This is a genomic window from Candidatus Methylomirabilis limnetica, from assembly GCF_003044035.1.
In the GTDB taxonomy this organism is placed as follows: Bacteria; Methylomirabilota; Methylomirabilia; order Methylomirabilales; family Methylomirabilaceae; genus Methylomirabilis; species Methylomirabilis limnetica.
The window spans coordinates 43375-60312 of sequence record NZ_NVQC01000009.1; the positions used below are offsets into that span (position 1 = coordinate 43375).

Annotated in this window: 19 protein-coding genes; 18 read left to right on the plus strand and 1 reads right to left on the minus strand. The window is 59.5% G+C overall.

From position 1 onward, the window contains the following. Positions 1 to 219 precede the first annotated feature (219 nt). From CLG94_RS01330 to CLG94_RS01345, 4 genes are all read left to right on the plus strand, one after another. On the plus strand, positions 220 to 810 hold the full coding sequence (locus CLG94_RS01330) for an FKBP-type peptidyl-prolyl cis-trans isomerase (protein WP_239993060.1): 591 nt from the start codon (positions 220 to 222) through the stop codon (positions 808 to 810). Between the two features lie 218 nt (positions 811 to 1028). Continuing rightward, positions 1029 to 1319: a hypothetical protein gene (locus CLG94_RS01335; RefSeq protein WP_107561103.1), complete on the plus strand. Its 291-nt coding sequence runs from the start codon at positions 1029 to 1031 to the stop codon at positions 1317 to 1319. Positions 1320 to 1487: 168 nt separating this feature from the next. Continuing rightward, positions 1488 to 1661, plus strand: coding sequence for a DUF4160 domain-containing protein (locus CLG94_RS01340; protein WP_320414601.1), 174 nt, complete (start codon positions 1488 to 1490; stop codon positions 1659 to 1661). Beyond that, positions 1621 to 1932 carry a DUF2442 domain-containing protein gene (locus CLG94_RS01345; RefSeq protein ID WP_107561104.1) on the plus strand — a complete coding sequence of 104 codons (312 nt, stop codon included), beginning with the start codon at positions 1621 to 1623 and terminating at the stop codon, positions 1930 to 1932. The genes CLG94_RS01340 and CLG94_RS01345 overlap by 41 nt, the downstream gene beginning before the upstream one ends. A gap of 100 nt (positions 1933 to 2032) precedes the next feature. Here CLG94_RS01345 and thrB read toward each other — a convergent pair whose 3' ends face one another. Then, entirely contained in the window at positions 2033 to 2941 is a 909-nt protein-coding gene (thrB, locus tag CLG94_RS01350) for a homoserine kinase (protein WP_107561105.1), read from the minus strand. A 339-nt stretch (positions 2942 to 3280) separates the two neighbouring features. Between thrB and proC the strand changes: the two genes are divergently transcribed. The 14 genes from proC to CLG94_RS01420 all read left to right on the plus strand — a co-directional run bounded on the left by proC (position 3281) and on the right by CLG94_RS01420 (position 16869). Continuing rightward, a complete protein-coding gene (gene proC / locus CLG94_RS01355) occupies positions 3281 to 4096 on the plus strand; it encodes a pyrroline-5-carboxylate reductase (RefSeq protein WP_107561106.1) in 816 nt (271 codons plus the stop codon). Between the two features lie 5 nt (positions 4097 to 4101). After that, the gene (locus tag CLG94_RS01360; protein ID WP_107561107.1) at positions 4102 to 4401 is read left to right on the plus strand and encodes a YggT family protein; all 300 of its coding nucleotides are present in this window, start codon (positions 4102 to 4104) and stop codon (positions 4399 to 4401) included. Then, entirely contained in the window at positions 4401 to 4709 is a 309-nt protein-coding gene (locus CLG94_RS01365) for a DUF167 domain-containing protein (RefSeq protein WP_107561108.1), read from the plus strand. The genes CLG94_RS01360 and CLG94_RS01365 overlap by 1 nt, the downstream gene beginning before the upstream one ends. Before the next feature lie 236 nt (positions 4710 to 4945). Further along, positions 4946 to 5908, plus strand: coding sequence for a class II fructose-bisphosphatase (gene glpX / locus CLG94_RS01370; protein WP_107561109.1), 963 nt, complete (start codon positions 4946 to 4948; stop codon positions 5906 to 5908). Positions 5909 to 5971: 63 nt separating this feature from the next. Further along, on the plus strand, positions 5972 to 7255 hold the full coding sequence (hisS, locus tag CLG94_RS01375; protein ID WP_107561110.1) for a histidine--tRNA ligase: 1284 nt from the start codon (positions 5972 to 5974) through the stop codon (positions 7253 to 7255). After that, entirely contained in the window at positions 7242 to 9026 is a 1785-nt protein-coding gene (aspS, locus tag CLG94_RS01380; RefSeq protein WP_239993061.1) for an aspartate--tRNA ligase, read from the plus strand. The genes hisS and aspS overlap by 14 nt, the downstream gene beginning before the upstream one ends. Before the next feature lie 57 nt (positions 9027 to 9083). Further along, on the plus strand, positions 9084 to 10061 hold the full coding sequence (locus CLG94_RS01385) for a PhoH family protein (protein ID WP_107561112.1): 978 nt from the start codon (positions 9084 to 9086) through the stop codon (positions 10059 to 10061). 107 nt (positions 10062 to 10168) lie between these two features. Further along, a complete protein-coding gene (gene ybeY, locus CLG94_RS01390; RefSeq protein ID WP_107561113.1) occupies positions 10169 to 10615 on the plus strand; it encodes an rRNA maturation RNase YbeY in 447 nt (148 codons plus the stop codon). Beyond that, on the plus strand, positions 10612 to 11100 hold the full coding sequence (locus CLG94_RS01395) for a diacylglycerol kinase family protein (protein WP_107561114.1): 489 nt from the start codon (positions 10612 to 10614) through the stop codon (positions 11098 to 11100). Before ybeY ends, CLG94_RS01395 begins: the two co-directional genes overlap by 4 nt. 6 nt (positions 11101 to 11106) lie before the next feature. Further along, positions 11107 to 12045, plus strand: coding sequence for a GTPase Era (gene era / locus CLG94_RS01400; RefSeq protein WP_239993062.1), 939 nt, complete (start codon positions 11107 to 11109; stop codon positions 12043 to 12045). A 92-nt stretch (positions 12046 to 12137) separates the two neighbouring features. Beyond that, entirely contained in the window at positions 12138 to 12887 is a 750-nt protein-coding gene (gene recO / locus CLG94_RS01405; protein ID WP_107561115.1) for a DNA repair protein RecO, read from the plus strand. Positions 12888 to 12909: 22 nt separating this feature from the next. Then, on the plus strand, positions 12910 to 13908 hold the full coding sequence (locus tag CLG94_RS01410) for a zinc-dependent alcohol dehydrogenase family protein (RefSeq protein WP_107561116.1): 999 nt from the start codon (positions 12910 to 12912) through the stop codon (positions 13906 to 13908). Between the two features lie 134 nt (positions 13909 to 14042). Continuing rightward, positions 14043 to 16370 carry a B12-binding domain-containing radical SAM protein gene (locus tag CLG94_RS01415; RefSeq protein ID WP_161953958.1) on the plus strand — a complete coding sequence of 776 codons (2328 nt, stop codon included), beginning with the start codon at positions 14043 to 14045 and terminating at the stop codon, positions 16368 to 16370. Between the two features lie 295 nt (positions 16371 to 16665). After that, complete coding sequence (locus tag CLG94_RS01420; RefSeq protein ID WP_107561118.1) at positions 16666 to 16869, plus strand: cold shock domain-containing protein; 204 nt, start codon at positions 16666 to 16668, stop codon at positions 16867 to 16869. Positions 16870 to 16938: the final 69 nt, after the last annotated feature.

Genomic DNA, 16938 nt, shown 5'->3' on the forward strand with positions numbered 1-16938 from the left:
GCAACGGCACGAGTCAATCACCTCATGAATTCACGGTACTATATCGCAAAGGAGCGGATTCGTCAAACAATTCCAGTGCCGAGCGTGGTGAGACTTTTCGGTTGCGCCGTGCGGCTCGGAGGCGTACTATGCCTCGGTACCTGTCTGCCGCGCGTCGCGTGGCGCAGGCAGACGCGTGAGCGGTTCAGTTGGCTGTGTCACACCCATGGAGGATGAAGCATGAAGGGGACCCGATACGTATCGACGCTTACGACTACCCTGGTGATGATCCTTGCCCTGACGGCGAGTCTTTCAGGATGCAGCCCAGGTTCAGGCAGCTCGACCGTGCCGCCCGAAACGGCGCCGGTTAAGGCCACCAAGACTGGCGATCTCGCGATTGAGAACGGCTCCACCGTGAAGCTGGAGTACGCGCTGACCGATGACAAGGGCACACTCCTGGATACCAACAAGGGGAAGGAGCCCTTGGCGTACACCCACGGGCAGGGGCAGATCATCCCAGGGCTGGAGAAGGCGCTAATCGGCCTGCGCACAGGTGACGCGAAGCACGTTGTGATCCGACCCGAAGAGGCCTACGGACCGATCAGGCCCGAAGCCGTCGTCGAGGTTCCCAAAGAACGAATTCCGGAGAAATTACAGACAGTCGGGGCCCATCTTGTGGCCCAACGTAAGGACGGGCAACCCATGCAGGCCTTCGTAAAAGAGGTCAAGGAGAAGACGGTCGTCCTGGACACCAATCACCCCCTGGCGGGCAAGATCCTGACCTTCGACGTCACGATCGTCGGCGTCGAGGCTGCGCAAGAGAAGAAGTAAGGACTGGCGCGGGACCAGCCTTCCTGATTTGTCAGTGTAAAATGAGCGCAACCCTTGACTGCTCATGCTCCCAGGCGGCCGCCAGGACGGGCTGCGAGTTATTAGAGGGATAAACCGCCGGTATAAGCAGCCGTCTAACGCGGCTCACTGAATAGTTTAGGCACCTTGATTTCGGAGCGCCATCTCTAGTAGTTAGGGGAAGCAGGAGGATAGAGGGAATGAATCCGGAATCACTGGAAGTCTATTGCGCGAACGAGAAGTGTGGCGATCCCGAAGTGGATACGGGCGCCTCGGCTCCCACCGTGCAGTCGAGGAAGCATCGTCGCATGAGCTATATGGGTAAGCGTCGAATCGGCGTCGGTCGAGCCTTTCTCTCGAGCCTCGTCATGTTCCAGTTTGATCCCAGCGTGCATTCTCTCCCGCCAGGCAAGTACCACATCTTTCAGTGTTCCGTGTGCAACCGCGAGCGCATTTACCGTGAGCACGGCAAACAGCTCACGGAGGTGTAACCGCGGGCCCCGGTCTTTTCAATATCGTGTGGGCAGCTCCGGAAAGTTAACTTGATCTCGGCCCAGCAGCCGCTAGGCGCTGAACATCAACGGAGGATATCCCTGAGCCCGACAATATTCAGAGCTGGGGGATTCCGCTTCTATTTCTTCTCCCGCGAGGAGCACCGAATGCACGTTCATGTTCATTGTGGACGTGGGGAGGCGAAGTTCTGGCTGGAACCGAAGATCGAACTGGCGCAGAATTGTGGTATGATCGCCAGGCAACTCAGGACGGCGCAAACGCTCATCGAGGAGCACAGCGATGAAATCTGCAACGCTTGGCAAAAACACTTCAGGCACTGAGGTAACGAATATCTCGAGGCATGGATTCTGGCTGCTGCTGGCCGACGAGGAGCTCTTCGTCCCGTTCAAAGAGTTTCCTTGGTTCAAGGATGCATCGGTATCAGAGGTGCTGAACGTTGAGCGACCGCATCCTCACCACCTGTATTGGCCCGATCTCGATGTGGATTTAGCCGTTGAATCCATCAGGCATCCAGAGAAATTCCCTCTCGTCTCTAAGGTCTCGCACCCAGCGAGGCGCTCAAGCCGACGCCCAAAGGTCGCGAGCGGCTGATGCGCGTCGTTACGCCCCACCCAAGCGACAGGGGCATCGGCCTCCTGCAGCCAAAGGCGGCGACGGCCATGCGCCTGCCTCGGACGGGAACTCCGGCACCTCACTCAAGGTAGACGAGGCCCTGGCGGTCGATCTCCAGAAGGCGTACGCGGTTCTCGATCCCGAACTCGTGCCGCCATCGCTCCCCCATGCGTCGGCCGATTTCCTCACCATCCCCGCTGGTGAGCGCGAGCAGCGAAGAGCCCGCGCCGCTCAGGCAGGTAGCCAGCGCCCCGGCCCGCCGTCCCTCGTCCAGGATCGCCTCCATTCCCGGGAGTAGCGCGGCCCGGTAGGGTTGGTGGAGGCGGTCTTCAGTCCCTGGTGCGAGCAGTTCCAGGCGATCGGTGGCGAGGCCCGTGAGCAGGAGGGCCAGGCGGGTCAGGTTGAAGACGGCATCAGCAAACGGGACCTGCTTGGGGAGCACCTCCCGCGCGCGCTTGGTGGCGAGTTTGAGGTCTGGGATCACGACCACCGCCTTCAGGTGAGCGGGAACGGGGACCCTGGCGGCCACTACGCGACCCTCTACGATGGCAGAAACCGTGAGGCCTCCCATCAAGGCTGGCGTCACGTTATCTGGATGCCCCTCGAAAGGCAGCGCTCTAGCGAGAAGCTCATCCGTCGAGAGCTCGACGCGGGCCAGACGGGCGGCGGCGGCGATCCCGGCGAGACAGGCCGCGGCGCTGCTGCCAAGGCCGCGCCCCAGCGGGATCCGGTTGATCTGGTGCACCCGCAGGCCGGAAGGCTGGAGGCCCAAATCCCGTAGCGTCTCCTGCGCTGCTCGAACCGCAAGGTTCCGCTCACCTGCCCGCTCCAGCTCAGCCTTCCCCTCGCCCTCGACTTGAAGCTGGAGCCCCTCGCCATCGTCGCTGAGCTCTACCTCGTTGTACAGGCTCAGCGCCATCCCTAGCGTGTCAAACCCTGGTCCAAGGTTCGCTGTTGAGGCCGGTACCCGTACTCTAACACGTCGCATCAATCACTCTTCCTTTGAAAATCCCCCCCCACCTGTATCCTCCCCCTCCGAGGGGGGAGGAGCTCGCGTGAGGTGTCCCTTCCCCCCATGAGAGCCTGCCCCGGACTCGATCCGGGGGGGAAGGTGAGGATGGGGGGCGAAGTTGCATTTTCGTGTGCCGGGATGCGGCATGGCCCCATGGGGCGTTCCGCCAAGACTTCCGCATCTCGCATCGGCTGTCCCCACCATATACCGTACTTTGCCGATCCCCGCAAGGAGTAGTTGGTGGGCAAATCTCCTTGACTCTCGCAGCGTTTGACGCTATAAGACGAGAGGCCTTTTGGACGTAAGGAGCGCGGCATGCTACAAGGTCTGACCATCGGGTTCATCGGGGCCGGCAACATGGCCGAGGCGTTAATCCGCGGCCTGCTCGAAGCTAAGCTGGTGGCTGCAGACCAGATCATTGCCTCGGACATCGTCGAGGCGAAACGACAGCAGATCCACCAGCGCCACGGCATCCAGACGGTGACCGAGGGCCGCGATGTGGCCACGAAGGCCTCGATCCTGGTTCTGGCCGTCAAGCCCCAGGACATGGAGACGGCGCTGAAGGGGATCGCCGCTTCCGTGGATCAGACCAAGACGATCATCTCGGTTGCCGCTGGCATCACGATCGCCTTCATCGCCGAGCGCCTGCCCGCCAAGGCGCGGATCATTCGCGCCATGCCCAATGCGCCGGCCCTGGTTCTGGCCGGTGCCGCCGGGATCGCGAAGGGTGAGCATGCGACAGCCGAAGACCTGCAGTGTGCAGAGGCGATCTTCGCCGCGGTTGGCAAAGCGGTCGTGGTTGATGAGACGCACCTGGACGCCGTGACGGGACTGAGCGGCAGCGGCCCAGCCTACGCGTTCCTGTTTATCGAGGCGCTGGCTGACGCCGGTGTGAAGATGGGGCTTGCGCGGGATGTCGCCAGACTGCTGGCCGCTCAAACCGTCCTGGGCGCAGCAAAGATGGTCCTCGAGAGCGGTCGTCATCCGGCCGAACTGAAGGATATGGTCGCCTCTCCCGGAGGGACGACCATTGCCGGGCTGCATGTCCTGGAGCGCGGCGGATTGCGCGGGACCCTGATAGAGGCGGTAGAGGCGGCCACGATTCGATCCCGGGAACTGGGCAGGAGATAATCACCATGCCGTTCGTCGCCCACTTCATTGATGCATTTGCGTCCATTCTGGGCCAGGTACTGGGGCTCTACACCTGGGTCCTCATCATCCGGGCGGTCATCTCCTGGGTCAACCCAGACCCCTGGAACCCGATCGTCCAATTCCTTTGCCGTGTTACCGACCCGGTGCTTCAGCCGATTCAGAAATTACTGCCACCGTGGCGATTGGGGATCGATATCTCTCCCATCGTAGCTATCCTGGCGATCCAGTTTATCCAGCAGTGGCTTGTGCCCTCCCTCCGCGAGGTGGCCTCGATGCTTCAGTAATGATTCTGGTTCGACAGGAGGGCGAGGCCGCCTCCTTTCGTGCCCATCTTCAGCCGAAGGCGTCCCGCGAAGCGATCGTCGGCGAAGCCGACGGTATCCTGCGGCTTCGGGTAAACGCCCCGCCAGTAGATGGACGGGCGAACGAGGCCTGCCTCCGCCTGCTGGCCAAGGCTCTTGACCTGCCGGTCTCCCGCCTTCGAATTGCCGCCGGTCAGCACGCCCGTGTAAAAACCATCCAAATCGCCGGAGCCTCCGCCGATCTCATCCGCCTCGCGCTCTGCGACCTGCTAGAGCATCCAAAGCGCTAGCCCCCACTATACTGTATGAGGGTCCGTGAAGCTGCAGAAGTTAGGCTTGACTCGATCCCGCGTATTTCCTATACTTCTATTGATTTTAGGGGTGTGGAGCGTGCCCGGTCTACGGCACATGAAACCCCCCCAACCCCCCCCTTCGCAAAGGGGGGACACAGGGGGTTTGTCCGAGGCTGACCGCTGAGGGCTGATTGCCGAACGCTATTTTTTAAGGAATCGGGACGAGAGATATAATGGACCGAAACCTGGCGCTTGAGTTGGTGCGGGCGACCGAAATGGCCGCTATTTCGTCAGCTCGCTGGATGGGGTTAGGCAATCCGAGCGCGGCTGAACAGGCTGCGATCGATGCAATGCGCCACGCCTTCGATAACATCAGCTTCACTGGTTCTATCGTTACTGGTGAGGGTGAGCGCGACAAGGCGCCAACCCTCTATGTCGGAGAGATCCTTGGCCAGGGCGACGCTCCTGAGGTGGACGTAGCTCTTGACGCCGTTGAAAGCGGGACGATCGTGGCCCGTGGCCGTCCAAATGCCATCTCTGTTATTGCCGTCGCTGAGAAGGGGTCGCTGCGCCAGGTGCCGGATGCCCACATGGAAAAGATCGCCGTCGGGCCTAAGGCGGCTGGGGTGATCGACATCACCGCACCCCCTGAGAAGAATCTTCACGCCATCGCCGAAGCGATGAACTGTTCCGTGGAGGATCTCACGGTGGTCATTCTTGACCGACCCCGTCATGCCGAACTGGTGAGACAGGTCCGTGGGGTCGGTGCGCGCATCAAACTCATTCATGATGGTGACCTCTCCGCTACTGTGGCTGTGGCGTTCGAAGGGACAGGCGTAGATGTCCTCATGGGGGTCGGGGGCGCGCGAGAAGGCGCGCTTGCGGCGACTGCGCTTCAGTGTATTGGGGGTGACATGCAGGGTCGCCTGAAGCCGCAGACGGAAGAGGAGGCAGAGCAAGCGCTGAGAATGGGGATCCGAGACCTGGATCAGGTATTTACGATCTCTGATCTAACCGGAGGGGGAGAGCGCGACATTATGTTTGCCGCAACCGGGGTGACCGACGGTGATCTCCTGAAGGGGGTTCGCTTCTTCGGCGGAGGGGCCCAGACCCACTCCCTCGTGATGCGCTCCAGTTCCGCGACCGTCCGCTTCATCGAGTCGACCCACCGTTTCGACCGGAAGCCGGTCTCATAGGCCCACGTTGAGTGTTGCACTAATCAGCTATCAGCTATCAGCCATCAGCTCCCAGCTACCAGCATGCAACTGAAAGGTGTGCGCGGGGCGCCTGACCTCTTGCCTCAAGAGTCCGCGAGGTGGCAGCGCGTCGAAGCGACAACGCGTTCTCTCCTACAGCGATACGGCTACGCGGAAATCCGGACCCCCGTCTTCGAGCGTACAGAGCTATTTGTCCGCGGCATCGGCGAGGGGACCGATATTGTCGAGAAAGAGATGTACACCTTCACCGATCAGGGTGAGGTCAATCTCACGCTTCGACCCGAAGGGACCGCGCCGGTTGTCCGGGCCTACCTCGAACACCAAATGGCCACCCAGTTCCCCTTCGTGAAGGTGTACTACCTCGGCCCGATGTTCCGTCGGGAACGGCCACAATCGGGACGATACCGGCAGTTCCACCAGATTGGCGTGGAGGCGATCGGCTCTCATCAGCCGGCGGTAGATGCGGAGGTCATCGATCTCCTCTGGGCGCTTATGGTGGAGGAGCTCCGGATTCCCGATCTGCAGCTTCGCCTCAACTCGATCGGTGACGCAGCTTGCCGGCCCACAATCCGAGATCGCCTCCTCCGCTACATGGCGGATCGGTCATCAGGCCTCTGCCATGATTGCCAGGGGAGGCTGACGCGCAATCCGCTCCGGATTATGGACTGCAAGCAGGCGGGCTGCCAGAGCCTGGTGGCGGAGGCGCCAAAGCCGATCGAGAGCCTGTGTGAAGCCTGCGCGGCGCACTTCGCCGAGGTTCGGAGTCTGCTGGATATCCTGAAGATCCCCTATACCATCGATGATCGGCTGGTTCGTGGCCTTGAATACTACACGAAAACGGCCTTCGAGGTGATCAATCCCCGCCTTGGCGCTCAGAATGCTCTGGCCGGCGGCGGGCGCTTCGACGGCCTGATTGAGGCGATGGGCGGGCCCTCTACCCCAGGGATCGGCTTCGCGGTGGGACTGGAGCGGGTCATGGCCTCTCTTCCGTCAGCCTCAGACGAGGGCGCCCTGCATGGAGTCTACGTTGCCACCATAGGCCGAGAGGCGCAGCGGATCGGGATGGGGCTCTTGCAGGAGCTGCGTCGTCGTGGCATGAGAGGCCTGATGGATCTCGAAGCGCGCAGCCTCAAGGGGCAGATGCGCCAGGCGAATAAGGAGCGGGTCCGGTACTGTGTGATCCTTGGCGAAGATGAGCTCAGGCAAGGTCAGGTGATGCTGCGGGATATGGTGAAAGCTGACCAGGGCTCAGTTGCGCTGGAGCAGATTGTCGAGCATCTGGTGGGACTGGAGGCGGTGTGTGAGCGCGAGCATGGGACTCCTTAAGCGGACGGAATACTGCGGTCTGTTGGGCCCGCAGCACGTGGGGGAGCCCGTGGTGCTGATGGGCTGGGTGCATCGACGACGTGACCACGGCGGTCTCATCTTTATCGATCTTCGGGATCGCGAAGGGGTTGCCCAGACGGTCTTCAACCCCGAGTTTCACCCGGAGGCCCATGAGGTAGCCCACCGGATGCGCGCCGAATTTGTGGTGGCGATTCGCGGCAGGGTCCAGGCGCGCCCGCCGGGTACCGTGAATACCGCGCTTCCCAGCGGGGCTATTGAGGTCGTGGTAGAGGAGGCGCAGATCCTCAATGAGGCCAAACCGCCAGTCTTTCCGATTGAGGAGCAGACTGACGTGGCTGAGGAGACTCGGCTGACGTATCGGTACCTGGACCTCCGTCGCCCTTCGATGCTGCGCAACCTGCGCCTGCGTCACAAGGTGTCACAAGCCATCCGCGGCTATCTGGATCGACACGGATTTGTTGAGGTGGAGACCCCCATGCTGACCCGGAGCACGCCAGAGGGGGCCCGGGACTATCTGGTCCCGAGTCGACTGAATCCCGGAGAGTTCTACGCCCTGCCGCAGTCGCCCCAGCTCTTCAAACAGCTCCTCATGGTCGCAGGGATGGATCGGTACTATCAGATCGTCAGGTGCTTTAGGGACGAGGATCTGCGGGCTGACCGACAGCCGGAGTTTACCCAGATCGACATGGAGCTGTCGTTTGTGGATCGAGAGGATGTGCTTGAGGTGACGGAAGGGCTGGTGGCGGCACTCTTTGAAGCAGCCGGCAAGCCTTCCCTGCCCAGACCCTTTCCGCGACTCACGTACGCCGAGGCCATCGACCGGTTTGGTCTCGATGCACCGGACACCCGATTCGGAATGGAACTTGCCGATTTGACCGAGATGTTGCGCGGGGTCGAGGCAAAGGCGTTCGCCGAGCCGATTGCGCAAGGCGGCGCGGTGAAGGGGATGAACGTCAAAGGGTGCGGCTCATTCTCCAGGACGCAGATCGATGGGCTGGTTGAATGTGCGAAGGGGTTTGGGGCCAAGGGCCTGGCCTGGTTCAAGGTTTCCGCAGATGGGATCCAGTCACCCCTGGCCAAGTTCCTCGGGCCGACGATCCTCAAACGCCTTGCTGAGCGACTGAACGGGGAGGCAGGGGATCTCCTGTTGCTGATTGCCGATCAGCCGATGACGGCGGCCGGGGCGCTGGGACGTCTTCGGGTCAAATTGGGTCGTGAGTTGAAGCTGATCGATGAGAGCGCGCTTGCGGTCACCTGGGTCATCGACTTCCCACTCCTTGAATACAATCCCGAACAAGGGCGGTGGCAGGCGATGCATCACCCCTTTACATCGCCGCTGGACGAGGATCTGCCGCTCCTTGGCGACGATCCCGGAAAGGTCCGCGCCAAGGCCTATGACCTGGTCGTGAACGGGCAGGAGCTGGGCGGCGGCAGCATCAGGATCCACCGCCGGGATGTCCAGAGTCAGATGTTCGCCGCCTTGGGGATCGGTGAGGATGAGGCGAGGGCCAAGTTCGGGTTTCTCCTGGAGGCGCTTGAGTACGGCGCCCCACCCCACGGCGGGATCGCCTTCGGCTTGGATCGGATCATCGCGCTGCTTGCTGGGGCCACCTCTATTCGGGACGTCATCGCCTTTCCCAAGACCCAAAAGGCGCAAGATCTGATGACGAAGGCCCCCTCGTCTGTCGACTCGAGGCAGCTTAGGGATCTGAAGATCAAGCTGGATCTTGATGTAAAGGGCAGCCCTTAGCTGTCAGCGTTCAGCAATGAGCTGACTGCTGATAGCCGAGTGATAATCAAGGAGCAGATGCAACCGGAGCACAAGGTCTCCCTGTCCATCGGGGAAGAGATCCAGCAGCTTTTTGGTCGCAAGGACGAGATCAGGAAGCTCATCGAAGAGGCGTTGCAGGTCAAGCTGGTCGCGCGAGATGGACTCGTGAGCATCCATGGTGAGGCTTCAGCTGTGGCCGTCGGAGAGCAGGTTGTAGCGGAGCTGATCTCGGTGCTGACGCGCGGCGAGCGTGTAACCCCTCAGGATGTGAAGCTGGCCCTGCGTCTCTTCATCAAGCAAGAGAAGGAGGAGTTCAGACAGATCCAGGGTGAGAGCATCGAGGTTTCGCCAAAGAAGCGGCCGGTCCGGCCAAAGGGCCCCGGCCAGCGAAGCTACATCGAAGCCGTCCGCCAGCACGACATCGTCTTCGCCATAGGGCCGGCCGGGACCGGTAAGACGTATCTGGCTATGGCCATGGCCGTGTCAGCCCTCCTGAGGCACGAGGTCAACCGGATCATCTTGACCAGGCCCGCCGTGGAGGCGGGGGAAAAGTTGGGTTTCCTTCCAGGGACGCTCTATGACAAAATCAACCCCTACCTTCGGCCCCTGTACGATGCGCTCTACGATATGGTTGAGATGGAGCGCGTCACCCGTATGATTGAGATGGGCACCATCGAGATTGCCCCCCTGGCCTTCATGCGAGGTCGAACCCTGAACGATGCGTTCATCGTGCTGGACGAAGCCCAGAATACGACCTCAGAGCAGATGAAGATGTTTCTGACGCGCCTTGGCTTTGGTTCAAAGGCCGTCATCACGGGGGACATTACCCAGGTCGATCTGCCGACCGGTAGACTTTCCGGCCTAATCGAGGTTCAGCGCATCCTGAAAGGGGTCGAGGGGATCAATTTCGCCTATTTCGGCGAGGAGGACGTGGTGCGACACGAGTTGGTACAGCAGATTGTCAGGGCCTACGAAGCGTACCAGGCCGCCACCCTACCAGCCGAGGGGCGATAGGAGGGCGTTAGAGGAGAGTTTCGTTCGGGTTCTTTGCGGTATTACCACCGACGGGTGGAGTATGTGGGGATTCGCCTTTAAGGAGTCTGCCGGTAGAAGGGGGGCGAATGGCACTACAGGTCATAAACCGACAAAGGAAGATCGGCCTCGACACGAAATTTCTAAAAAAAGTCGGGCAGGCTACCTTGGCTACAGTAGGGGTTGAAGACGCGGAGTGCGAACTGTTGGTGGTGGGCGACCGGACCATGGCCCGCCTGAACCAGCAGTATCGGGGAATAGCCCACAGTACTGACGTCCTGTCATTTGCGATGCGTGAAGGGCCGTTTGCGTCGATCTCGCCGAATCTACTCGGGGACGTGGTGATCTCGGCTGACACGGCCGATCGACAGGCTGCAGCGGCGGGCCACTCTCTGCAAGACGAGTTGGTCGCGCTCCTGATCCATGGTATCCTACACCTCCTCGGCTATGACCATCAGATACCATCTGAGGCGAAGAGAATGAAAAGGCTCGAAAGGCAGCTCGGTGCCCCGTTCATTGAGATGGAAGGTGGATGAGCGTTGTGGACTCGTTGAATCCGTTTCGCTGCGCGCTTGAAGGGATCGCAGATGCACTCTCGACGCAACGGCACCTGCGCATCCATGTCGTTGTGGCTGGCTTCGTCGCGCTGTTCGGGCTGCTGCTAGGGTTGCCGTATGTCGATCTCCTCCTGCTGCTCATGGCCATTGCGCTTGTCGTCATCACAGAGCTCCTCAATACTGCAGTGGAGTTGACCGTGGACCTCGCATCGCCCGGCGTGAGCTCGATCGCGAGACGGGCAAAGGACACCGCGGCCGGCGCAGTCCTGATCGCGGCTCTGGTCTCGGCTGCTATCGGCATTATCATTCTTGCGCCTCCCCTGTTTCGCGTCCTCGTCGCAAGTCCATTTTCAGCAAAGTCGGCTATGCTGGCGGTAACCGCCCTCGGGTTGGGGGGAAGCATTGTCACCGCACTGTTGCCGCGCCGCTCCAGGCAGAACCCATTCCAGCGAATTAACCTCTAAGCAAAGATGACCATCGAATCGAGGCCGCAAATCACCGGGGGGTTGGATGTGAACAGTTATAAATCCGGCTTCATTGCCATTGTTGGACGTCCCAACGTGGGAAAGTCGACCCTTATGAATCGCCTGCTGGGACAGAAAGTTTCAATCGTGTCTCCGAGACCGCAGACGACAAGGGCAAAAATTATGGGGATCAAGAGCTTACCTGGAGCGCAATTGATCTTCCTGGACACGCCAGGGATCGACAAGTCGGGCGGGTACTTTCACCGGCTGATGGTGAAGACGGCCACGAACACCCTGGAGGGGGTTGACTTAATCCTCTGGATGGTGGAAGCCCCCGATCCGCTCTCCCATGACGACAAGCTGATCCTGGAGATCATGATGAGTGTCAAGCTCCCGATCCTTCTCGCCATCAATAAGGTCGATCTTGTTGAGAAAGAAAGGCTGCTGCCCACGATCGATCGCTTTCGAACACTGCTGCCATTTGCCGAGATCGTTCCCATCTCCGCCGTTGAAGGTGACAATGTTGCGCTCCTTGAGTCGCTGCTGATCCAATACCTCCCGGAGGGACAGCCCCTTTATCCCCTTGATCAGGTAACTGACCAACCCGAGCGGTTCATCATCGCAGAGATGATCCGCGAGCGGGTCTTCCGCTCGGTCTACCAGGAGGTGCCGTATGCGGTGGCCGTTTTGGTAGAGCAGGTGAGGGCGCGAGAGGGGCGAGCGCTCACCGACGTCGAGGCGACCATTTATGTCGAGAAGGATTCGCAGAAAGCGATCATAATCGGTCGTGGTGGGGCAATGTTGAAGAAAATCGGGGAGTTAACCAGGCCGGAGATCGAGAGGCTGCTCGGCACCCAGATTTTCTTGAAGTTGTGGGTCAAGGTTCGCAGTGACTGGCAGACGGATGATGATGAGCTGAAGCGGCTTGGCTATCTGCAACCGTAAAAGTGCCAAGTTCTATGACATAGGCTGCCACACTCGACAAGCTCTTTGATCTCGAACCTTGAACCTTGAACCTTGAACCTTGAACGTGAAACATGCCTTTACATACAACCGAAGCGATTGTGATTGGCGGACACAATCTTGGCGAAGCAGATCGGATTATTCCGTTCTTCACGAGACAACTGGGAAAGGTTCGGGCAGTTGCTCGTGGGGCAAGGCGGATTCGTAGCCGATATGGCGGGAGCCTCGAGCTGTTCACGCTCGGGCAACTCGTCTTCTTCGAGTTGCCTAATCGAACCCTCCACAAGATCAACGAGTTCTCTGCTGTCGAGCCGTTCGCTGAGCTCAAAGCGGATCTGGGGAGGCTGGGTCGGGGAGCCTACCTCGTGGAGTTGGCAGGTGCATCTGTCGAGGAGGCGGAGCCAAACGAGGAGATCTTCCTCCTGCTTCGGGATGCTCTTACGCTGCTCGTCTTACATGATGACCCGCGACTTCTCAGAGCCTTTGAAATCCGCCTCCTCAGAATTGTCGGATACCTTTTGGAGCTCTATCGCTGCCTGATATGCCGGTCTACGCTAGAGCACAGTGCTGAGCCCGCTATCAGCCCAACCCGCGGTGGGCTGGTCTGTTCCAGATGTCGGCCACGAGCGCAAGACAGCTTATCCATCTCATTGGAATCATTGGGATTTCTACGCTCGGCCCTGCATGGCGGACTGGAACAGTCGCTTACCTCGCCTCTTGTCCATCCTCACACTACTAGCCTTCAAGAGGTCTTGAGGGTGTGCATTGCGCACTTTTTCGGTAAAAGACTTCGGTCCCTTGCCTTCCTAAGCCTCGTTGAATAGGGCGTTAGTGGAGGAGGTGTAGATGCGGGCGCTGAGTGTGAATAGTGCGCGCCCGATCGAAGATCATCCACTCATGCTGATCGAGCTGCCGGCGCCGATCCCGGGCCCGGGTGAGCTCCGCCTGCGAGTTCAGGCCTGCGGTCTCTGCCGGACCGACCTACACATCATCGAAGGCGACCTGCCACTCCCCACACTCCCCATCGTGCCCGGCCATCAGATCGTCGGTATCGTCGATCAGGTCGGAGAGGGCGTGACGCACTTTCAGGCTGGTGATCGGCTGGGTGTTCCCTGGCTGTACTCCACCTGTGGTCGGTGTGCCTTCTGTTGGCGCGATCAGGAAAATCTTTGCGACGCAGCCCGCTTTACCGGCTACCATGTGAATGGGGGGTATGCGGAGTTCGTGGTTGCGCCAGAGACATCTGCGTATCCGCTCCCGACCGGCATCTCGAGCGCCCACCTGGCCCCTTTGCTCTGTGCGGGGGTCATCGGCCTCCGAGCCCTGCGACTGAGCGAGGTCAGGCCCGGAGAGCGCCTGGGGCTGTATGGGTTCGGTGGTTCGGCTCACATCACAATCCAGGTTGCGGTTCACTGGGGATGCGAGGTCTATGTCTTTACCAGGAGCGAGGCGCACTGCGCCCTGGCCCGCCAGCTAGGCGCCCACTGGGCGGGACGGGTCGAGGATGACCCGCCTGGGCTACTCGATAGCGCGGTCATCTTCGCGCCTGTCGGGGGGCTGGTGCAGCAGGCGCTCCGGGTCCTCAGAAAAGGGGGCACGATCGCACTCGCCGGCATCACGATGAGCCCGATCCCGGAGCTTGACTACGCCCTACTATACCAGGAGCGGACTGTCCGGAGCGTGGCCAACAGCACCAGGCAGGATGTGCGCGACCTCCTGCGCTTGGCAGTAGATATCCCGATCCGAACCGAGGTCCGCGTCTTCCCCTTCGAAGAGGCCAACCACGCCCTCCAACTCCTTAAGCAAAGCCGGTTCAACGGCGCCGGCGTCCTGGCCATCTCCTAGGGGCACATATATTGAGTTTTATTTTGTCCGTTGACAGGTTGGGGGGGGGTGGTATACAGTATCGTCCGGTGTCGGCTCTTAATATGATTGTCCCGTTCTCGGGAGAACGGCGCCGGAGAAAGCGAGGAGCAGAGATGACACCCTCTGGTCGGAGCGCAGCACTCGCCATAAAGGAACCTATGCACCAGTGCGCTGAGTCACAGCAGACCCTTCTCCTACCTCAAGCGAACAAGTACAGGACCCTTCGGATCGTCCTTGTCAAACCCTCACAATACGATGATGATGGGTACGTTACCCGCTTTTGGAAGGGCGTACTGCCCAGCAACACCCTCAGCGTGCTCCGGGGCTTGACCGAAGACATTAAGGAGCGCCGTGCCCTTGGCGACATCGCCATCCAAGTCGATACCTTTGATGAGGTAGCGGAAAAGATCCCGGTGGCGCAGATCGTCAAATGGAGCCGCCATCCTTCCACCAAGCTGGTGGTATGCCTGGTGGGAGTCCAGACTACCCAGTTCCCGAGGGCGCTTGCCATGGGGAAGCAGTTCCGTGAGTATGGGATTGACGTCATGATTGGCGGATTCCACACGAGCGGAACCATCAACATGCTCGGCGATCAAGGGCCGGACATCCAGGAGCTCTATCGAGAATCAATCGTGGTCGTCTCCGGCGAGGTCGAAGGACATTGGGAGGGGATACTGGCCGATCTCCTCAACGGACAATTGAAGCCCCTCTACTCCTTTGCCCAGGACCTCAAGAATCTGGTGGACATCGAAAAGGCTCCCCTACCTGTCATCAGTCCCAAAACGATGAAGCACTTTGCCAGACCCAACTTCGGGACGGTTGAAACCTCTCGAGGCTGTCCCTTTTCGTGCAGCTTCTGCACCATCATCAACGTGCAGGGTCGGATGATGCGGGAACGCTCTCCGGAAGCCATTACGGATCTCATCCGGAGAAATTTCTCTGAACGTGGCATCAACTTCTACTTCTTTACCGACGACAACTTTGCCCGGAAGAAGTGGTGGCGCGAGACCTTTGAGTCGATCATCCGGCTGCGAGAGGAAGGGATCAAAATCACCTTCATGATGCAGGTGGACCTGGCCCATAAACCGCAGGACTTCGTACGCCTCGCAGCCGAGGCCGGATGCACCCAGGTGTTCGTCGGTATGGAGAGCGTCAACCCTGACAACCTCAAGGCCCAGGGAAAGGGACAGAACAAGGTTGATGAGTATCAGGCCATCATTCGCGAGTGGCACGATGTCGCCGTCGCTGTCCACGTCGCCTACATCATCGGCCTGCCCTTCGACACGAAGGCGCAGGTGGCCCTCGATATCCAGTATCTCATAGATGAGATCCAGGCGGATCAGGTCTCCTTCTTTATGCTGACCCCGATGCCGGGCGCCCAGGATCACCTGGAGATGATAGAACGCGGTGAGTGGATGGATCCCGATTTCAACAAGCGGGATTCGTTTCACCCCACGACTAGACATCCCCATATGACTGCCGAGGAGTGGACTTCCGCGTATGAGGCAGCCTGGAAGTCATTTTATGGCAAAGAGAACCTTACAAAGGTCCTCTCCCGCTGGAGCCACGATCCATATACGTACTGGAACCTCTTTAATTTGTACGTGTGGTACAAGAACGCTGCGCTGATCGAGAAGCAACATCCGATGGTTGCCGGCTTTTTCCGTCTCAAGGACCGGCTTACACGGAGATCGGGATTTTCGATCGATCCGTTGCCGGTTCATCTCTGGAAGCGTACGAAAGAGATATGCCGTCTGTTCGTGGCGTGGGCCCGCTTCGTGAAGGAGATGGAAGAGATATGGCTCCAGACCCGTCCTCGCAGTGAAAGGGAGAGGCAATTTTTCGACGAGGTTCAGCGAATCCAGGGAGAGATCTGGCAGACCTTGAAGATCGCGGAGTGGCAAAAGGCGTATAGTGATGTCAAGACGGCGATGCCCGCTAAGGCCCGGGCCCTGCTTGATCCCTTTGAAGAACTCTCCTCTAAGCTGTTGCTCAGCCGCAATGACCTGAATGCGTTCCTGAAGAAGTGGGGAAGCCTTCAGGCCAAGATCCAGACCCTCCAGCGCGGTTGGGCATGGGGGGACGGACCTGCCAAAAAATGGCTTGAGCAGATCCAGGCCCTCCATCGAGATGCCTGGCAGGGGATGAAAGTCCACGAATGGCAAGCGGTCTACTCCGGCTTCAAGGGGAGGCTTCCGTCGAGACTGGATTTACGCTATGCCAGGTTTGATGCCTTGAGCAATCGGATGGTCTGCTCTCGCCAGGATCTCAACACATTCCAGACCAGAACGCGGGGGCGCCTGAGCGGGATGCGATTCTGGAACTTTCAGCCTTTCAGGTTTGCGGGCACCTTTTTTAAGGAGTTTCTGCTAATCATAACGTTCGCTAGGAGCGTCTTTGCATCGTTTCGATCGGAACTACCGAGGGCGATACAGCAGTGACGTTATGTGCTGCGATCGTCATCTCGAAACTTTTCTGCCTTGTCTTTACGTAATTCGGCGTCATCGGCTTGACAATGCGCATTAAATATGGTTATATGGCTGCAATTTTGGGGATAGACTTCTCACAGCAGACTCACCGATGGCCGTGTAGTCTCGCTGCGATGAAATGTACCGGGGTGCGAACGGGGAGTCGCATGTGTAGAGAGGAACAATCTCTCTGGTCCGCCGCAGGCCCACAGTTGGGAACACCTTCTGGCGGTCCTGAGAGAGCTATGAAAAAGGAGGGAAGGAAGAAGTGAGGGTAAAAGGTAAGATCAAGTGGTTTAATGACAGCAAGGGGTACGGCTTTATTGAGCGACCGGATGGCGATGACGTTTTTGTACATTTTTCCGCTATCCAGGGCTCCGGCTTCAAGACGCTGGCTGAGGGTCAGGAGGTCGAGTTTGAGGTTGTCGATGGGCCAAAGGGGAAACAGGCCGCGAACGTCGTCGGGCTTTAACTCCGATCCTCTGTAACGAACAAAAAGCCCCCGCGAGGAAACTCGCGGGGGCTTTTTTTAACTGAAGGC